16 protein-coding genes are annotated in these 17,550 nt (G+C 74.9%); 7 read left to right on the top strand and 9 right to left on the bottom strand.

Annotated features, from left to right (window positions below):
- Window positions 1-184 precede the first annotated feature (184 nt).
- Window positions 185-547, top strand: coding sequence for a nuclear transport factor 2 family protein (locus JD79_RS12800; RefSeq protein ID WP_110005823.1), 363 nt, complete (start codon window positions 185-187; stop codon window positions 545-547).
- 57 nt (window positions 548-604) lie between these two features.
- Here the strand turns inward: JD79_RS12800 and JD79_RS12795 are convergent, their stop codons facing one another.
- Window positions 605-1,918, bottom strand: a complete 1,314-nt coding sequence (locus JD79_RS12795) for an MFS transporter (protein ID WP_245900065.1) — start codon at window positions 1,916-1,918, stop codon at window positions 605-607.
- Window positions 1,919-2,107: 189 nt separating this feature from the next.
- Between JD79_RS12795 and JD79_RS12790 the strand changes: the two genes are divergently transcribed.
- The 3 genes from JD79_RS12790 (at window position 2,108) to JD79_RS12780 (ending at window position 5,599) form a co-directional block, all read left to right on the top strand.
- Window positions 2,108-3,082 (top strand): GlxA family transcriptional regulator, encoded by a 975-nt coding sequence (locus JD79_RS12790; RefSeq protein WP_110005821.1) that lies wholly within the window; start codon window positions 2,108-2,110, stop codon window positions 3,080-3,082.
- A gap of 278 nt (window positions 3,083-3,360) precedes the next feature.
- Complete coding sequence (locus JD79_RS12785) at window positions 3,361-5,001, top strand: DEAD/DEAH box helicase (protein WP_245900064.1); 1,641 nt, start codon at window positions 3,361-3,363, stop codon at window positions 4,999-5,001.
- A gap of 73 nt (window positions 5,002-5,074) precedes the next feature.
- Window positions 5,075-5,599: a hypothetical protein gene (locus JD79_RS12780; protein ID WP_110005820.1), complete on the top strand. Its 525-nt coding sequence runs from the start codon at window positions 5,075-5,077 to the stop codon at window positions 5,597-5,599.
- An 85-nt stretch (window positions 5,600-5,684) separates the two neighbouring features.
- Here the strand turns inward: JD79_RS12780 and JD79_RS12775 are convergent, their stop codons facing one another.
- Window positions 5,685-6,221: a helix-turn-helix domain-containing protein gene (locus tag JD79_RS12775; protein ID WP_211307954.1), complete on the bottom strand. Its 537-nt coding sequence runs from the start codon at window positions 6,219-6,221 to the stop codon at window positions 5,685-5,687.
- 55 nt (window positions 6,222-6,276) lie between these two features.
- Between JD79_RS12775 and JD79_RS12770 the strand changes: the two genes are divergently transcribed.
- Together JD79_RS12770 and JD79_RS12765 are read left to right on the top strand one after the other, a co-directional pair.
- Window positions 6,277-6,621: a hypothetical protein gene (locus tag JD79_RS12770; RefSeq protein WP_110005819.1), complete on the top strand. Its 345-nt coding sequence runs from the start codon at window positions 6,277-6,279 to the stop codon at window positions 6,619-6,621.
- Window positions 6,618-7,553, top strand: a complete 936-nt coding sequence (locus JD79_RS12765) for an alpha/beta hydrolase family protein (RefSeq protein ID WP_110005818.1) — start codon at window positions 6,618-6,620, stop codon at window positions 7,551-7,553. The genes JD79_RS12770 and JD79_RS12765 overlap by 4 nt, the downstream gene beginning before the upstream one ends.
- A gap of 127 nt (window positions 7,554-7,680) precedes the next feature.
- On the opposite strand, the gene JD79_RS12760 is transcribed toward JD79_RS12765, so the two are convergent.
- The 7 genes from JD79_RS12760 to JD79_RS12730 form a co-directional block, all read right to left on the bottom strand.
- Window positions 7,681-8,688 carry a sugar phosphate isomerase/epimerase family protein gene (locus JD79_RS12760; protein WP_110005817.1) on the bottom strand — a complete coding sequence of 336 codons (1,008 nt, stop codon included), beginning with the start codon at window positions 8,686-8,688 and terminating at the stop codon, window positions 7,681-7,683.
- A 30-nt stretch (window positions 8,689-8,718) separates the two neighbouring features.
- Window positions 8,719-9,900: a Gfo/Idh/MocA family protein gene (locus tag JD79_RS12755; RefSeq protein ID WP_110005816.1), complete on the bottom strand. Its 1,182-nt coding sequence runs from the start codon at window positions 9,898-9,900 to the stop codon at window positions 8,719-8,721.
- A gap of 62 nt (window positions 9,901-9,962) precedes the next feature.
- Entirely contained in the window at window positions 9,963-11,018 is a 1,056-nt protein-coding gene (locus JD79_RS12750; protein ID WP_110005815.1) for a substrate-binding domain-containing protein, read from the bottom strand.
- Window positions 11,019-11,136: 118 nt separating this feature from the next.
- A complete protein-coding gene (locus JD79_RS12745) occupies window positions 11,137-12,315 on the bottom strand; it encodes an ABC transporter permease (RefSeq protein WP_110005814.1) in 1,179 nt (392 codons plus the stop codon).
- Window positions 12,312-13,898 carry a sugar ABC transporter ATP-binding protein gene (locus JD79_RS12740; protein WP_110005813.1) on the bottom strand — a complete coding sequence of 529 codons (1,587 nt, stop codon included), beginning with the start codon at window positions 13,896-13,898 and terminating at the stop codon, window positions 12,312-12,314. Before JD79_RS12740 ends, JD79_RS12745 begins: the two co-directional genes overlap by 4 nt.
- 204 nt (window positions 13,899-14,102) lie before the next feature.
- Window positions 14,103-15,269, bottom strand: coding sequence for an ROK family protein (locus tag JD79_RS12735; RefSeq protein ID WP_110005812.1), 1,167 nt, complete (start codon window positions 15,267-15,269; stop codon window positions 14,103-14,105).
- A 4-nt stretch (window positions 15,270-15,273) separates the two neighbouring features.
- Window positions 15,274-15,963, bottom strand: a complete 690-nt coding sequence (locus JD79_RS12730; RefSeq protein ID WP_170149185.1) for an alpha/beta fold hydrolase — start codon at window positions 15,961-15,963, stop codon at window positions 15,274-15,276.
- Window positions 15,964-16,092: 129 nt separating this feature from the next.
- Here JD79_RS12730 and JD79_RS12725 point away from each other — a divergent pair, with 129 nt between their 5' ends.
- The gene (locus tag JD79_RS12725; RefSeq protein WP_110005810.1) at window positions 16,093-17,538 is read left to right on the top strand and encodes an NAD(P)/FAD-dependent oxidoreductase; all 1,446 of its coding nucleotides are present in this window, start codon (window positions 16,093-16,095) and stop codon (window positions 17,536-17,538) included.
- Window positions 17,539-17,550 lie beyond the last annotated feature (12 nt).

Here is a 17,550-nt window from a genome sequence, read left to right as displayed (position 1 = left end):
CGACGCCGTGGCAGCGCAGCCGGTGGCCGACCGGCAGTCCCGGATCGGCGTACCCGCCCTGGGCGGGCCGGCGATAGCCGCGCCGGCGCGACTGGCCGCGCGTCAGGGGCGCGCGAGGGGCTGTCCGTGCTCCGCGGTCCGGAGCATCCTCGTGCTCCTGTCCCGACAGTGACGAGGAGGAGCCATGGCGCGCACGCCCCAAGAGGTCTTCGAGCACCACGTCGCCGCGATCGGCGCCGGGGACGTCGACGCCATCGCCGCGGACTACGCCGCGGACGCCGTGCTCATCACCCCCGAGCAGGTCGTGCGCGGCCGCGACGGCGTGCGGGGGCTGTTCGCGGCGCTGCTCGGCGAGCTCCCGGACGCGGTGTGGGACATCCCGACGCGGGTCTTCGAGGACGACGTGCTGTTCATCGAGTGGACCGCGGTGGCGGAGAAGGCCCGCGTGCTCGACGGCGTCGACACCTTCGTGATCCGCGACGGCGAGATCCGGCTGCAGACCGTGCGCCTGACGCTCGAGCACCTGGACCGACCGGGGAGCCCATAGCGCTCCGGAGGCCCCTCGCCGGGCCGGCCCGGGGGCCGAAGCGCTACGAGGGCTCCGTCAGCCGTGGGTGGTGGCGGCGGAGGCGGTGGTCGGCTCGGTGGGCACGGCGGGCGGGACCGCCGGGGGGACGGGGCGACGGCGGATCGACAGCGACATCGCCGCCGCCGCGAGGCACAGGCCGCCGGCGAGGAACCAGGCCAGGTCGTAGGAGCCGGTGACGTCGCGGATGACCCCGCCGCCGAACGCGGCGAACGCCGAGCCGAGCTGGTGCGAGGCGAACACCCACCCGAAGACGACGGGAGCCCGCGCACCGAAGTGCTCGCGGACGAGCGCCAGCGTCGGCGGCACCGTGGCCACCCAGTCCAGGCCGTAGAAGACGATGAACGCGACCATGCTGACGTGCAGGTCGGGCCCGAAGAGGGTCGGCAGCGCGAACAGCGAGAGCCCGCGCAGCCCGTAGTAGGCCAGCAGCAGGACGCGCGGGTCGACGCGGTCGGTCAGCCAGCCGGAGAACACCGTCCCGGCGATGTCGAAGACCCCGACGACGGCGAGCAGCGTCGCCGCCGTCGTCACCGGCATGCCGTGATCGTGCGCCGCCGGGATGAAGTGCGGCTGGACCAGCCCGTTCGTCGACAGCCCGCAGATGAAGAACCCGCCGGCCAGCAGCCAGAACGGCCGCGACCGCGCTGCCTCCGCCAGCCCCCGCAGGGCGTTGCGGGCGGCGCCGGTGCGCACCGGGTCCACGTCGTCGGCGGCGGTCCCGCCGTAGGGGACGGCGCCGACGTCGCGCGGGCGGTCGCGCAGCAGCCACGCCACCAGCGGGACGACGGCGAGCGCGGCCGCCGTCGTCCCCAGCGACGCCGCCCGCCACCCGCCGCCGGTCTGCGCGACCGCGGCGACGACGGGCAGGAACACCAGCTGACCGGTCGCCCCGCCGGCGGTGAGGATCCCGCTGACCAGCCCCCGGCGGGCGACGAACCAGCGGCCGGTCACCGTGGCCACCAGCGACAGCGCCATCGACCCCGTGCCCAGCCCGACGGCGAAGCCCCAGAGCAGCACCAGCTGCCAGCTCGCCGTCATGAGGACGGTCAGGCCGCTGCCGAGGGCGGTGAGCAGCAGCGCGCAGACGACGACCCGCCGGATGCCGAACCGCTCCATCAGCGCCGCGGCAAACGGCGCGGTCAGCCCGTAGAGCGCCATGTTGACCGCGACGGCCGCCGAGATCGTCGACACCGACCAGCCGAACTCCGCGCGCAGCGGGTCGATCAGCACGCCGGGCACCGCCCGGAAGGCCGCGGCGCCCACGAGCGCCAGGAAGGTCACCGCGGCCACCCACCAGGCGGGGTGGATCCGGGCCGTCCGCGTCGTCACGGCTGCAGAGCATGACCGACGCCGACCCCGGGACGACAGTGGCCCGACGGCCAACACGTGCAAGGATCCGGCCATGACACGGGACCCGGGTCCGGCCACGACACGAGACCCGGGTCCGGCCATGACACGAGACCCGGGTCCGGCCACGACACGGGACCCGGGTCCGGCCACGACACGGGGCCCGAGGCCGTGACAGGACACCCGGCCCGGCACGAGGTCGCCGTCCTCGCCCTGCCGGGCACCATCGCCTTCGAGCTCGGCCTGCCGCACCGGCTGCTCGGCGGTGCGGTCGACGCCGACGAGCGCCCGCTCTACCGGGTGCGCGTGGCCACCCTCGACGGCGGCCCGGTGCGCACCTCGGCCGGCTACTCGATCACGCCCGAGCACGACGCCACGCTGCTGGAGACCGCGTCGACCGTCGTCGTCCCCGGGGTCCAGGGCGGTCCGGCGATGACCGAGGGACGGGTGGCCGGGGAGCTGTCGGCCGCGCTGCGTGACGCCGCCGGGCACGCCCGGATGCTGTCGATCTGCACCGGCGCCTTCGTCCTCGCCGCCGCCGGCCTGCTCGACGGCCGGCCCGCGACGACGCACTGGATGCACGCCGCCGCCTTCGGCCGGCTGTTCCCCGCGGTGCGGCTCGACCCCGACGTGCTCTTCGTCGACGACGGCGACGTGCTCACCAGCGCCGGGAACGCCGCGGGCATCGACCTGCTGCTGCACCTGGTCCGGCGCGACCACGGCAGCGAGGTGGCCAACCGGGTGGCGCGGCGCAACGTCGTCGCGCCGTGGCGGGAGGGCGGGCAGTCGCAGTTCGTCGAGCGGCCGCTGCCCGACGCCGGGGACGCCGGGACCGCGGCCACCCGGGCCTGGGCGCTCGAGCACCTGACCGAGCCGCTCACGCTCGCCGGTCTGGCCGCGCACGCGCGGATGAGCGTGCGCACGTTCACCCGCCGCTTCCGCGAGGAGACCGGCCTGTCGCCGCTGCGCTGGCTGGCCCAGCAGCGGATCGCGCTGGCCCGCCGGCTGCTCGAGTCCACCGACGCCTCGATCGACCGGGTCGCCGCCGACGCCGGTTTCGGCACCCCGGCGTCGCTGCGCCAGCACCTGCGCGCCGCGATCGGGGTGGCGCCCGGCGCCTACCGGCGCACCTACCGCGGCGCCTGAGGGAGCCGTCAGCGCCACGGAGACCCACCCGGAGGGGGGAGGTGTGACGCGCGACTCCTCCCGCGCACGGCAGGATCGGCGTCCGCGTCTGGTTGAGTGGGGCATACCGGCGTTGCCCTCGCTCATCCGGAGCTGCAGGACTCGACGTCGGGCTGGTGCAGCGCCACGGAGGCGCGCCCGGCTGTCCGACGTCGCCGCCGGCGCGCTCCGCCCTCCTGCGAGGGCCAGCGCCTGCGCACGGTGACCGACGACGGCGACCCGAAACGCCCGAGGAACCGATGACCTCCCCGAACACCCCCTCCCCCGCCGGCACCTCGCGGCCGCGCCGCCGCGGCGGCCGCGGCCGCGGCCGCGGGACGGGCACCGCCGCGGCGACCCCCGCCACGACCCCCGCCACGACCCCCGCCACGACCCCCGCCACGGCTCCCGTCACGACGACGGACACCGCTCCCGCCCCCGCGGTCGAGATCCCCGCCGGCGACGCCCCCACCGTGCTGCCCACCGACACCACCTTCGCCGAGCTCGGCGTCCCCGCACCGCTGGTCGAGGTCCTCACCGCCAGCGGCATCACCGCACCGTTCCCCATCCAGGTCGCGACGCTGCCCGACTCGCTGGCCGGCCGCGACGTGCTCGGCCGCGGCCGCACCGGCTCGGGCAAGACCATCGCCTTCGCCCTGCCGCTGGTCTCCCGGCTGGCCGCCTCCACCACCCGCCGCCAGCCGCGCCGGCCGCGCGCCCTGGTGCTCGTGCCGACCCGCGAGCTCGCCAACCAGGTCATGGCGACCGTCGAGCCGCTGGCCACGGCCCTCGGCCTGCGCTGCACCACCGTCTTCGGCGGCGTCGGGCAGAACCCGCAGGTGCAGGCGCTGGCCGCCGGCGTCGACGTCGTCGTCGCCTGCCCCGGCCGGCTCGAGGACCTCATCGGCCAGGGCCACGCCGACCTGTCCGCCGTCGAGGTGACCGTGCTCGACGAGGCCGACCACATGGCCGACCTCGGCTTCCTCCCCGGCGTCAAGCGGCTCCTGGACCGCACGCCGCAGGGCGGCCAGCGGCTGCTGTTCTCCGCCACGCTGGACAACGGCGTCGACGTGCTCGTGAAGCGCTACCTGCACCGGCCGGTGACGCACTCGGTCGACCCGGCCGTCGCCCCGGTGTCGACGATGACCCACCACGTGTTCCAGGTGTCGGCCGCCGACAAGCCCGAGGTCGTGCGCCAGCTCGCCTCGGGTCTCGGCCGCAGCGTGCTGTTCACCCGCACCAAGCACCAGGCCAAGAAGCTCGCCAAGCAGCTCACCGCGTCGGGCATCCCCGCCGTCGACCTGCACGGCAACCTCAGCCAGAACGCCCGCGAGCGCAACCTCGAGGCGTTCAGCAACGGCAGCACCCGCGTGCTGTGCGCGACCGACATCGCCGCCCGCGGCATCCACGTCGACGACGTCGCGCTGGTCGTGCACGTCGACCCGCCGACGGAGCACAAGGCCTACCTGCACCGCTCCGGCCGCACCGCCCGCGCCGGTGCCGGCGGCACGGTGGTCACGCTGTCCACCCCGGACCAGAACGGCGAGGTGCGCACGCTGACCCGCCAGGCCGGGATCACGCCGGTCGTGAGCCAGGTCCGTCCCGGCGCGGAGCAGGTCTCCGCGCTGACCGGCCCGGCCGCGCCGTACGTCGAGCCGGCCCCGGCGCCCGCGCCCCAGCCGCAGGTCCAGGGTGGCGGCGGACGGCGCCGTCGCGGCGGCTCCGGCGGCTCGGCGGCCGCGACGACGGTGTCCGCGCCGTCCGGCGGCCGCAGCACCGCGCGCGCGGGCGGGTCCGCCCGCACCGCGGGCCCGGCGCGCACCCGGGCCGAGCTGGCCGCGCGGGCCGGGACGCACTCGGCGTCGTCGTTCAGCGGGCGCAGCCGGCGCGGAGGCCGCTGACCCCGGGGTGTCGTCGCGGGGACGGTCGGGAACAGTCCTCCCGACCGTCCCCGACGACCCTGCGAGGTGCCCGATGGCCCTGCCCATCACCCTGTCCGAGATCGGTCCGCGGATCTCGGCCGGCGCGTTCATCCTCAACAGCGGGCTGGGCAAGCGTGCCGCCGACGACCAGACCGCGGCGGGGCTGCACGGCTTCGCCAGTGGCACCTATCCGTTCCTCAAGGACGTCGAGCCCAAGCAGTTCGTGCAGGCGCTGTCGACCGCGGAGATCGCCGTCGGCGCCGCGCTGTTGACGCCGTTCGTGCCCACCGCGCTGGCCGGCGCCGTGCTGACCGGCTTCGCCGGCGGCCTGCTCGGCCTCTACCTGCGCACGCCCGGCATGCGCAAGGAGGGCAGCCTGGCCCCGACCGAGCAGGGCCTGTCCGTCGCCAAGGACGTGTGGCTGCTCGGGATCGGCGTCGGCCTGCTCACCCGCGGCACCGTGGACCGCGGCTCCAAGCGGGTGCAGAAGGCCGCCAAGACCCTGGCCAAGGCCAACAAGCGGGTCTCCCGCGCCGAGCTCAAGGCCGAGCGGCGGGCCGCCCGCGCCGCCGCCTGACGGACCCCCTCCTCCCCACCCCTCGCACGCTCGGGATGGGACCCGGGAGGGGGCCGAGGACCAGTACGGAGTCCCGCTCCCTGGATCACCCCGGCAGGAACACCGTCCCGACCAGGCGACGGCGGCGCTCCCCGCCCGGCTCGTTGGCCAGGCGGTCGCGCAGCACCTGCCGCAGGTCGCCGACCAGGGCGGCGAACTCCGCGTCGTCCAGCCACAGGCCGGTCATCCGGTAGCCCACCCCGTCCCGGGCGGCGTCCAGCCCGCCCGGGACGGCGGCACCGGCGTCCACCCAGCGGTCGAAGTCGGCCAGCAGGGCGGCGACGAACGTGCCGAAGGCCCGCCGGTGCTGCTCGGGCGTCATCCCCGCCGCCTCCTCCGGCCCGACCGAGGCGGCCGCGGTCACGAGCCGGTAGGTGCGCTCGGTGCTGCCGCGGACCCGGCGCTCCCCCACCACCTCCAGCAGCCCCGCCTCGGCGAGCACCCCGACGTGGCGGTACAGCGTGGCGAGCGGGACGTCGGGCAGCTCGGCGTGCAGGTCCCCGGTGGTCAGGGCCCGGTCCCCCAGCAGCGCCTGGACGACGCGCAGGCGCACGGGGTGCAGGAGCAGGTCCGCAGACGCCACGCCATCGACCTCTCTCAGTGTTGACAATGGTCTCGCTGACGAGAACGATGATGGCATGGCGACGATCCAGACGACACAGGGCACCCTCCGCATCTCCCTCACCCGGGCCGAGAAGGTCCTCGGCCTGCTCCGCGACCTCGAGGTCCCGCTGTCCGCGGTGCGCTCGGCCGAGGTCGTCCCGGAGGGCCTGTCCGCGGTGCGCGGGCTCCGGGCGCCCGGGCTCGGCCTGCCCAGCCGCCGGATCGGCACGTGGCGCCGGCGCGGGACGAGGACCTACCTCAGCGTCCGCCGGGGCCCGGCCGTCCGCCTGGAGCTCGCCGGACAGCGCTACGACAGCGTCCTGGTCACCGTGGACGACGCGCCGGCCGTCGTGGCGGCGGTCTCGGGCGCCGGCCGGTGAGCGCCCGCGAGGTGCCGGTGACCGTGCCCGGCGACCCCCCGCTGGCCGGCACGCTCACCCTCCCGGACACCCCCGGCCCGGTCCCCGCGGTGCTGCTCGCCCCGGGCTCCGGGCCGCTGGACCGCGACTCCGACCACCGCGGGATGCGCTTCGGCGTCACGCGGGAGCTGGCCGCCGCCCTGGCGGAGGGAGGGCTCGCCTCGCTGCGCTACGACAAGCGCGGCGTCGGCGGCACCCCCGGCGACTGGCGGCGGGCCGGCCTGTCCGACAACGCCGACGACCTGGTCCGCGCGCGGGACGCCCTGGCCGCCCGGGATGAGGTGGACGCCGGCCGGATCGTGCTCGCCGGCCACAGCGAGGGCGCGCTGCTCGCCGCGATGGCGGCCGCGCGCGGCGTCCCGGTGGCGGGCGTGGTGCTGCTGGCCGGCTCGGCGACCCCGGGGGACGAGCTGCTGCGCTGGCAGGCCCGGCAGATCGGACCCACCCTGCCCGCGCCGGTGCGCGGCCTGCTGCGGCTGCTGCGCACCGACCTGGAGTCGAAGGTGGCCGCCAACCACGAGCGGATCCGCGCGACCACCACCGACGTCGCCCGCATCGGCGGGGCGCGCGTGAACGCACGCTGGCACCGCGAGTTCCTGGCGCACGACCCGCGCGCCGACCTCGCCCGCCTGACGGTGCCCGTCCTGGCCGTCACCGGGGCCAAGGACCTGCAGGTCCGCCCGGAGGACCTGGCCGGCATCGCGGCGACGGTCGCCGGGCCGGTGGAGACGCTGCTCGTCCCCGACCTCACCCACACGCTGCGCCGCCAGCCGGGGCCGGCGTCGCTGCGCGCCTACCGCGGCGAGCTGCGCCGGCCGGTGGACGCCGAGGTGCTCGGCGTCGTCGTCCGGTGGTGCCGCGCGGTGACCGGGGCGGACCGCACCGCCGCCTGAGCGCACGGAGGGCCGGGCGCGCGTCCGCGCCCGGCCCTCCGCAGCCCCCCACCCCGACGGCGAGGTGGCTCCTCTGCAGGGTCCCGTCGCGAGCGTGCGAGCGGCGGGGGGGCAGAGGGGTCCTTCGTCAGTTGCCGCTGGCGAACGCGGCGTCGAACGCGGCCGCCGGCGGGTCGAAGGCCAGCCGGCGGACGAAGGCCAGCGCCTCGGGGGCGCCGACGAGGCGGTCCATGCCGGCGTCCTCCCACTCCACCGAGATCGGCCCGTCGTAGCCGATGGTGTTGAGCATCCGGAAGCAGGCCTCCCACGGGACGTCGCCGTGGCCGGTGGAGACGAAGTCCCAGCCGCGCCGCGGGTCGGCCCAGGGCAGGTGCGAGCCCATCCGGCCGTTGCGGCCGTTGCCCACCTGCTTCTTCGCGTCCTTGCAGTCGACGTGGTAGATCCGGTCCTTGAAGTCCCAGATGAACGACACCGGGTCGAGGTCCTGCCACACGAAGTGCGACGGGTCCCAGTTGAGCCCGAACGCCTCGCGGTGCCCGATCGCCTCCATGGTGCGGACGGTCGTCCAGTAGTCGTAGGCGATCTCCGAGGGGTGCACCTCGTGGGCGAACCGGACGCCGACCTCGTCGAAGACGTCGAGGATCGGGTTCCACCGGTCGGCGAAGTCGCGGTAGCCGTCCTCGACCATCGACTCGGGCACCGGCGGGAACATCGCCACGGTCTTCCAGATCTTCGACCCGGTGAACCCGACGACCGTCTTCACGCCCAGCTTCGCCGCGGCGCGGGCGGTCGCCTTCATCTCCTCGGCGGCGCGCTGCCGCACGCCCTCGGGGTCGCCGTCGCCCCAGACGCGCGGGTGGACCATGCCGCGGTGGCGCTCGTCGATCGGGTCGTCGCAGACGGCCTGGCCGTTGAGGTGGTTGGAGATGGCGAAGACGGACAGGCCGTACTTCTCCAGCAGCGCCTTGCGGTCGGCGACGTAGGAGTCGTCCTCCGCGGCGCGCACGACGTCGAGGTGGTCACCCCAGCAGGCGATCTCCAGGCCGTCGTACCCCCACTCGGAGGCCAGCCGGCACACCTCCTCGAAGGGCAGGTCGGCCCACTGGCCGGTGAACAGGGTGACGGGGCGGGGCATGCGGTTCCTCCTGCTGGCTTCAGACGGGGGTCAGGCGGAGACGGGCGTCCACGTGGAGTCGGCGGCGGCGCTGCGCTCGACGGCGTCCAGGACGCGCTGGACCTGCAGTCCGTCGGCGAACGACGGCGTCGGGTCCTCGTCCTTGGCGATCGCGGTGACCAGGTCGACGACCTGGTGGGTGAACCCGTGCTCGTAGCCGAGGCCGTGGCCGGCCGGCCACCACGCGGCGACGTAGGGGTGCTCGGGCTCGGTGACGATGATGCGGCGGAAGCCGGCGCGCTCGGCGGGGTCGGAGCCGTCGAAGAACTCCAGGACGTTCATGTCCTCGAAGTCGAACGCCAGGCTGCCCTCCGACCCGTTGATCTCGATCCGGATGCCGTTCTTGCGGCCCAGCGCGAATCGGGTGGCCTCGAAGGTGGCCACCGCCCCGCCGGAGAAGCGGCCCAGGAACACCGCCGTGTCGTCGACGGTCACCTGCCCCATGCCCTCGCCGGCGACGCCGGACAGCGACCCGGCGGCGGCCGGCAGCGGGCGCTCCTTGACGAAGGTCTCCAGCAGCGCGCTCACCCCCGTGACCGTCTCGCCGGTGATGTACTGCGTCAGGTCGACGACGTGCGCACCGATGTCGCCCAGCGCGCCCGAGCCGGCCTTGTCCTTCTCCAGCCGCCACGACATCGGCGCCGACGGGTCGGCGATCCAGTCCTGCAGGTAGGCCGCGCGCACGTGCCGGATCCGGCCGAGGCGGCCCTCGGCGACGAGCGTGCGGGCCAGGCCGATCGCCGGGACGCGGCGGTAGGTGAAGCCCACCATCGACCGGATCCCGCGGCCCGCGGCCCGGGTGGCGGCCTCGGTCATCGCCTCGGCCTCGGCGACGGAGTTGGCCAGCGGCTTCTCGCACAGCACGTGCTTGCCGGCCTCGAGCGCCGCGATGGCGATCTCGGCGTGGGTGTCACCGGGCGTGCAGACGTCGACGAGGTCCACGTCGTCGCGCTCGACGAGGCGGCGCCAGTCGGTCTCGGTCCCGGCCCAGCCGAGCTTGCCGGCGGCCTCGGCCACGCGGGCGGCGTCGCGGCCGGCCAGCACCCGGAGCTCGGGGCGCAGCGGGAGGTCGAAGAAGTGCGGGGCGGTGCGCCAGGCGTGCGAGTGCGCCGCGCCCATGAAGGCGTGGCCGATCAGGCCCACCCCGAGGGTCGGCCGGTCGGGAGAGGTCATCTCGGATCTCCTCGGGGAGTGGGACGGGGCCGCCGGCGGACCGGCGGCCCCGCCCCGGCGGATCAGGACTCGAAGGCGCTGTCGATGTACTGGTCGACGTTGTCCGCGGTGACGACCGGCGCGTTCAGCACGATCTGCCGCGGGACCTCCGGCGAGGCGACGTCGGACAGGCTCTTGTCCTGCGCGACCAGGCGGGCCAGCGCGATGCCGTCCGCGCCCTGGGTCGACGGGTAGACGACCGTCGCCTGCAGGACCGAGTTGCCCTCCTGGATCGCCCGCATGGCGTTGGCCGAGCCGGCACCGCCGACCATGAAGAACTCGTCGCGGCCGGCGTTCTGGATCGCGGCGAGGACGCCGACGCCCTGGTCGTCGTCGTGGTTCCAGATCGCGTCGATCTGCGGCGCCGCCTGCAGCAGGTTCGCCGCCGCCTCCTCGCCGCCCTCGACGGTGAAGTCGGCGGCCACGCGGTTGTCGACGTTCAGCCCGCAGTCGGCCAGCGCGTCGGCGAAGCCCTGGCTGCGCTCCTGGGTCAGCGGCAGCGAGTCGATGCCGGCGATCTCGGCGACGACGGCGTCCGGGTTGTCCCCGAGCTGCTCGCAGACGTAGGTGCCGGCCGAGACGCCCATGCCGTAGTTGTCGCCGAGGACGGTGGCGCGGGCGGCGAACGGGCTGTCGAACTGGCGGTCGACGTTGATGACCGGGATGCCGGCCTCCATCGCCTGCAGCGCGACCGGGGTCATCGCGGCACCGTCGAAGGGCAGCAGCACGATGGCGTCGACGCCGTCGTTGATGAACGTCTCGACCTGGCTGATCTGGGTGCTGACGTCGTTGGTGCCCTCGGCGACGACGAGCTCGACGTCCTCGTAGCTCTCGGCCTCCGCGCGGGCCGCCTCGGTGATGCCGGCCATCCAGCCGTGGTCGGCCGCGGGCGCGGAGAAGCCGATGGTGACGGTCTCGCCGGGCTCGTCGTTGGCGCTGGCGGCCTGGTTGCCACCGCCTCCGCCGCCGGACTCCTCCGGGGTGTTGCTGGTGCAGCCGGCCACGAGCACGCCTGCGCTGAGCAGGGCGACCGTGGCGTACGGCAGACGGCGGAACGGGCGCTGCCTCGTTGCAGACATGTGCTCTCCTCGGGTCTCGCCCCCTGTGCGGGAGCCGGGGTGGGTCGCCACCGGACGGGAGGTCCGGTGGGTGGTGCCGCCGGCGCGCGGGGTCGCGCGCCGGGCTGTCCGGGTGCGGCTAGAGCGTCTTGCCGGTCGGGGCCGGGCGGGTGCCGCCCGGGCCGCCCTCGGTGGTGGTCCCGCCGGACACCGAGCCGGAGGGCGAGCCGGTCACGGCCGGGCCGCCGGACGATCCTCCGGCGGAGGGCCGGCGGAAGCTGAAGCCGCCGGTGGCCAGGCGCTGCTGCAGCATGACGGCGAGGATGATGATCACGCCGCGGGCGACGGCCTGGGCCGAGCTCGACAGGTTGTTGAGCGTGAAGACGTTGCCCAGCGTGGTGAAGATCAGGACGCCGAGGACGGTGCCGACGATCGTCCCGCGCCCGCCGATGAGCAGGGTCCCGCCGATGACCACCGCGGCGATGGCGTCGAGCTCCCAGAGGGTCCCGTGGGTGGAGCTGCCGGTCGTCGTCCGGGCCATGATCATCACGGCCGCGATGCCGCAGGTGATGCCCGAGAGCACGTAGAGCTTGACCGTGTGCCGCTGCACCCGGATGCCGGCCAGCCGCGCGGCCTCGGCGTTGCCACCGACGGCGAAGGTGCGCCGGCCGAAGGTGGTGCGGTTGAGCAGCACCCACCCGGCGACGGCGACCAGCGCGAAGATCAGGACCAGCGTCGGGATGCCGAGGACGTCCCCGGAGAAGAAGTTGAGGAAGTCGCTGTCCTGGACGATCTGGGTGCGGCGGTTGGCGATGATCTCGGCCAGGCCGCGGGCGGCGGCGAGCATCGCCAGCGTCGCGATGAAGGCGGCGAGCTTGCCGTAGGCGATGACCACGCCGTTGACCAGGCCGGCCACCGCGCCGACCACCAGCGCGGTGAACACCATGACGATCCAGTGGATGTCCTCGGCCAGCTGCTGGGTGGCCAGGGTGGTGGCCCACACCGACGCCAGCGCGGCCAGCGCCCCCACCGACAGGTCGATGCCGCCGCCGATGATCACGAAGGTCATGCCGACGCTGACCACGCCGATGACCGAGGCCAGCCGCAGGATGGTCAGGATGTTGTCGACGTCGGCGAACCGGTCGCCGGCGGTGTAGATGCCGACGGCGCACAGGATCACGAGCGCGATGACCAGGCCGAGGTTGCGGCCCACCGGCCCGGCCATGAAGCTGCCGCCGGAGCCCCCCTGACGGCCGGCGTCGGACTTCCCCGTCCCGGCGGTCAGCGTGGTGCTGCCGCCGCTGGTGCTGCTGCTCATGCCACGGTCCCTTCGTGCTGCGCCTTGTCCAGGCGCGTCGTGTCGTGCAGTACCGGGCCGACGCCGTGCGTGGTCGTCCCCTGCATCACCAGGTCGAGCACCCGGTGCTCGTCGAGCGCGTCGGCCGGTTCCTGGGCCAGCACCCGCCCCTCCGCGATCACGAGGACGCGGTCGGCCAGTCCCAGCACCTCGGGGATCTCGCTGGAGACGACGACGACGGCGACGCCGCGGTCGGCGAGGTCCCGCACGAGGGCGTAGATCTCCGAGCGGGCGCCGACGTCGACGCCGCGGGTGGGCTCGTCGAGCAGCAGGACCTTGCAGTCGCGCAGCAGCCAGCGGGCCAGGACGACCTTCTGCTGGTTGCCGCCGGAGAGGGTGCGCACCTCGCGGGTCTCGTCGGCGGGCCGCACGTCGAGGGAGCGGACCTGCTCGCGCGCGGCGGCCCGCTCGGCGGCACCGGACAGCAGCCCGCCCTTGGCGAACCGGGCCAGGCTGGAGATCGTGATGTTGCGGGCCACGGACTCACCGAGCAGCAGCGCCTGGCTCTTGCGCTCCTCGGGCGCGAGCCCCACCCCGGCGGCGACCGCGGCGCCGACGTCACCCGGGCGCAACCGCCGGCCGGCGACGCGGACCCGGCCCGAGGTCGCCCGGCGCGCGCCGTAGACGGTCTCGAGGATCTCCGAGCGGCCCGAGCCGACGAGGCCGGCCAGCCCGACGATCTCGCCCGGACGGACGGCGAAGGACACCCCGGCGAAGGTGCCGTGCAGGCCGAGGTCCTCGACCTCGAGCAGCGGCTCGGGGCCGCCGGACAGCGGCTGGCGACGCTCGGGGAAGACGTACTCGATGGTGCGGCCGGTCATCAGCGTGATGACGTCGCGGGTCGGCGTCTCCCGGGCCGGGAGCCCCGTGGCGACCGTCCGGCCGTCCTTGAGGACGGTGATGCGGTCGCCGATCTCGCGGATCTCCTCGAGCCGGTGGGAGATGTAGACGACCGCGACGCCCTCGGCGGTGAGGTCGCGGATGACGGTGAAGAGGCGCTGCACCTCCTCGTTGTCGAGGACGGCGGAGGGCTCGTCCATGATGATCAGCCGCGCGTCCTGCGACAGCGCCCGCGCGATGCTGACCATCTGCTGCGAGGCCGCCGACAGGGAGCCCAGCTCCGCACCCGGCCGGATCTCGGGGTGACCGAGCCGGGTCAGCAGCGCGGATGCCCGCCGGTTGATCTCGCCGGGGAAGGTGAGCCCGAAGCGGGAGCGCTCGCGGCCCAGGAAGACGTTGTCGGCCACGGTCAGGCCGGAGACGAGGTCGAGCTCCTGGTAGATCGTCGCGATCCCCAGCGACAGCGCGGCCTGCGGGTCGGAGAGCCGGACCTGCTCCCCGCGCCAGGTGATGGTGCCCTCGTCGGGCTGGTGGGCACCGGCCAGGACCTTGATCAGGGTCGACTTGCCGGCGCCGTTCTGGCCGAGGAGACAGTGCACCTCCCCGGGGCGGACGTCGAGGTCGACACCGCCGAGTGCCCGGACACCCGGGAAGGTCTTGACGATCCCGTGCATCTCCAGCAGAGGCGGCTCTGTGGGTCGCATGGCCTCACTCCGGACTTCTGCTCAACGCTGACCATTAGTCTGTGCAGGCGTGACCATATGAACGGAGTCACAGGAGGTCAAGACACCGTGAGCGGTGTCACCGAACCGAGACCTGGCCGCGGCGGCCGTCGGGCGGCGGAAACGGCCCCCGGCGCGGTCCTCCGGACCGCGTCCGCGGCGGGGAGCCTCAGCGGGCGAGGAGCCTCAGCGGGCGAGGGCCTGGTGGACCGAGTCCTCGTCGAGGTAGCCCTGGATGGCCATGAGCGCGGCGCCCACCCGGCCGGAGAGGTCCGGGGCGTCGCTGACGGTGATCTCCAGTGCGCGCGCGGCCAGCGGCATGGAGCGGCCGTAGACCGCCTCGCGGATGCCGGCCAGCAGCGGCGCGCCGGCCTGGGCGACCCCGCCGGTCATCACGATCCGGTGCGGGTTGAAGAAGTTGACCAGCGCCGCCAGCACCGTGCCGATCGTGCGGCCGGCCCGCCGGACGAGCTCCAGCGCCGGGCCGTTCCCCTGCGCGGCCAGCTCGATGACCTCGCGGGTGCTCGACACCGGCAGCCCGGCCTCGAGGGCGTCGCGCAGCAGGGCCCCGCCGCCGGCCAGCGCCTCGAGGCAGTTCTCGTTGCCGCAGCGGCACAGCACGGTGCGGCCGTCCGGCGTCGGCACGTGGATGTGCCCGATGTCCCCCGCGCTGCCCTGCGCGCCGCGGTAGACCTCGCCGTCGACGATGACCCCGCAGCCGATGCCGGTGCCCACCTTGACCACCAGCACGTCCTGCGCCGACCCGCCGACGCCCATCTCACCGAGCGCCATCACGTTGACGTCGTTGTCGACGAAGACCGGGCAGCCGTAGCGGCGGAAGGCGCTCGGGATCGGGTGGTCGTGCCAGCCCGGCATGATCGGCGGGTGCGACGGCCGGCCGGTCGAGAACTCCACCGGCCCGGGCACGCCCACCCCGACGGCGCAGACGTCGGCCGGGGTCAGCCCCGCGTCGGCGAGCGCCTTCTGCGCCAGCCGGTCGACCTCGGCGAGCACCACGTCGGGGCCGTCGGCGATGTCGATCGGGTGCCCGACGGTGGAGAGGATCTGCGCCGACAGGTCGGTGACCGCGACGTCGGCACTGGTGACGCCGAGGTCGACGGCGAGCACGCAGCCGGCGCCGCTGTTGAACCGCAGCAGGGTCGGCGGGCGCCCCCCGGTGCTGCCGCCGCGGCCGCCCTCCTGCAGCAGGCCCGCGGCGATGAGCTCGTCCACGCGGGCGCTGACGGTGTTGCGCGAGGCGCCGGTCAGCGCCACGAGCTCGGCGCGGCTCCGCGCGCGGCCGGTGCGCACGTGGTGCAGCAGTGCGCCGGCCGAGGCGGAGGTGGAGGTCATGCCGTCATGGTGACACGCCGGAGGCGCTTCCCCCCTCCTCCGCGACCGCCCCTCGGGTGACGGCCGCCCGCAGCACCGCGGCGACGGCGTCCGGGTGGGTCTGCACGGTCATGTGCGCCGCGCCGGGCACCTCGACCACCCTCCCGCCCCGCGCCGCGGCGGCCACGGCGGCGGCCCACTCCGCGCGGCAGAGCCGGTCCCGGGTGCCGCGGACGACGGTCACCGGGACGCCGACGGCGCGCAGCCGGGCGTCGATGCGGTCCGGGGCGGCGACCCGCCACAGGTCCCGCATCGCCCGCGGCCCGGTCGTCAGCCACTGGACCAGGACCAGCGGCACCTGCCACCACGGCTCGCGCACCGCCGTCTGCAGCCACCACCCGGCCAGCCGGGACGGCGCGCGCAGCCGCGGGTCGGTCGTCGGCCCGAGCAGGACGACGCCGGCCACGCGCGGGTCGACGGCCGCCGCGGCCACCACCTGGCAGCCCTGCGAGTGACCGGCCAGCACGACGGGACCGGGCCCGAGCCGGGCACGCAGCCGCGCGGCGAGGTCGTCGAGGGACGGCACAGGTGCAGACCGCCCCATCCCGGGTAGGAGCACCACGTCGGCGGCCACCCGCCGGCGCAGCCGCCTGGACGAGCGCGCGTCCAGCCCCAGGCCCGGGACGAGCACGAGCCGGGGGATGACGACGGGCACCGGCCCGGTTGTACCGGGCAGGATCGGACACCGCGAGTCCATCGGCGGACGGCGGCCGTGACGGGTCTCACGTCCCGGACCGGCCCGCCGGGCGACAGCGGAGTCCCCGACGGGAGAGGATCAGTCATCATGACGACATCACCTGCGCCCACCGCCAGCTCCCCGACCGGCCGGCCGCGGGTGGTGATCGTCGGTTCCGGCTTCGGTGGCCTGTTCGCCGCGAAGGCCCTGCGCCGCGCCGACGTGGACGTCACCGTCGTCGCCAAGACCGGCCACCACCTGTTCCAGCCGCTGCTCTACCAGGTGGCCACCGGCATCCTGTCGGAGGGCGAGATCGCCCCGGCCACCCGCGAGGTGCTGCGGCACCAGAAGAACGCGCGCGTGGTCCTCGGCGAGGTCGTCGACGTCGACGTGGACGCCCGCACGGTCACCTCGACGGTGCTGGGCCGCACCACGGTGCACCCCTACGACGAGCTCGTCGTCGCCGCCGGTGCCGGGCAGTCCTACTTCGGCAACGACCGCTTCGCCGAGTTCGCCCCCGGCATGAAGAGCATCGACGACGCCCTGGAGCTGCGCGGGCGCATCTTCGGCGCCTTCGAGCTCGCCGAGCTGGCCACCGACCCCGCCGAGGTCGACCGGCTGATGACCTTCGTCGTCGTCGGCGCCGGCCCCACGGGGGTGGAGATGGCCGGGCAGATCGCCGAGCTCGCGCACCGCACCCTGCGCCGCGACTTCCGCAACATCGACCCGGAGAAGGCCCGGATCATCCTGCTCGACGGTGCGCCGCAGGTGCTACCGCCGTTCGGCCCGAAACTGGGCGAGAAGGCCCGCCGCCACCTCAACGAGATGGGCGTGGAGGTGCAGCTGGGCGCGCTGGTCACCGACCTCGACCCCGACGGCCTGACCGTCAAGGACTCCGACGGCCAGCAGCGCCGCATCCCCGCGGCCACCAAGGTCTGGGCCGCCGGCGTGCAGGCCTCCCCGCTGGGGCGGCTGCTGGGTGACAGGACCGGTGCCGAGGTCGACCGCGCCGGCCGGATCTCGGTGCAGCCGGACCTCACGCTGCCGGGGCACCCCGAGATCCACGTCGTCGGGGACATGGCCAACCACCCCGACAAGTACCCCGGCGTCGCCCAGGTGGCGATCCAGGGCGGGCGCTACGCCGCCGAGCAGATCCAGCGGCGGCTGGCCGGCAAGCAGCCCAAGGGCCCCTTCCGGTACCGCGACAAGGGCAACATGGCCACGATCTCGCGGTTCTCCGCCGTGGCCGACATCAAGGGGCTGAAGTTCGAGGGCTTCATCGCCTGGGTGATCTGGCTGGTGGTGCACCTCTTCTACATCATCGGCTTCAAGAGCCGGGTCACCACGGTGCTGCACTGGATGGTCAGCTTCCTCGGCCGCGGCCGCTCGCAGCGGGTGGCCACCCAGCAGCAGGTGTACGGCCGCCTCGCGCTGGAGAAGCTCGGCCCCGGCTTCGAGGCCTCCAAGACCGGCGGCCCGAAGGACCACGAGGACGACCCGGACGAGGTCAACCCCGAGCAGCAGCACGACTTCGTCGGCCGCCGCACCGCCTAGCGGCCCCGCGCG

Origin of the sequence: Geodermatophilus normandii, assembly GCF_003182485.1 — a bacterium.
GTDB classification, from domain to species: Bacteria; Actinomycetota; Actinomycetes; order Mycobacteriales; family Geodermatophilaceae; genus Geodermatophilus; species Geodermatophilus normandii.
The sequence above is the reverse complement of the archived record's forward strand: the minus strand, read 5'-3'. Positions and strand labels throughout refer to the sequence as shown.

Excerpts from the sequence above, each read along its gene's own strand:
- JD79_RS12785 (WP_245900064.1), top strand. The coding sequence starts at position 3,361 with ATGACCTCCCCGAACACCCCCTCCCCCGCCGGCACCTCGCGGCCGCGC.
- JD79_RS12800 (WP_110005823.1), top strand. The coding sequence starts at position 185 with ATGGCGCGCACGCCCCAAGAGGTCTTCGAGCACCACGTCGCCGCGATC.
- JD79_RS12750 (WP_110005815.1), bottom strand. The coding sequence starts at position 11,018 with ATGTCTGCAACGAGGCAGCGCCCGTTCCGCCGTCTGCCGTACGCCACG.
- JD79_RS12740 (WP_110005813.1), bottom strand. The coding sequence starts at position 13,898 with ATGCGACCCACAGAGCCGCCTCTGCTGGAGATGCACGGGATCGTCAAG.
- JD79_RS12770 (WP_110005819.1), top strand. The coding sequence starts at position 6,277 with ATGGCGACGATCCAGACGACACAGGGCACCCTCCGCATCTCCCTCACC.
- JD79_RS12755 (WP_110005816.1), bottom strand. The coding sequence starts at position 9,900 with ATGACCTCTCCCGACCGGCCGACCCTCGGGGTGGGCCTGATCGGCCAC.
- JD79_RS12760 (WP_110005817.1), bottom strand. The coding sequence starts at position 8,688 with ATGCCCCGCCCCGTCACCCTGTTCACCGGCCAGTGGGCCGACCTGCCC.
- JD79_RS12725 (WP_110005810.1), top strand. The coding sequence starts at position 16,093 with ATGACGACATCACCTGCGCCCACCGCCAGCTCCCCGACCGGCCGGCCG.
- JD79_RS12745 (WP_110005814.1), bottom strand. The coding sequence starts at position 12,315 with ATGAGCAGCAGCACCAGCGGCGGCAGCACCACGCTGACCGCCGGGACG.
- JD79_RS12780 (WP_110005820.1), top strand. The coding sequence starts at position 5,075 with ATGGCCCTGCCCATCACCCTGTCCGAGATCGGTCCGCGGATCTCGGCC.
- JD79_RS12735 (WP_110005812.1), bottom strand. The coding sequence starts at position 15,269 with ATGACCTCCACCTCCGCCTCGGCCGGCGCACTGCTGCACCACGTGCGC.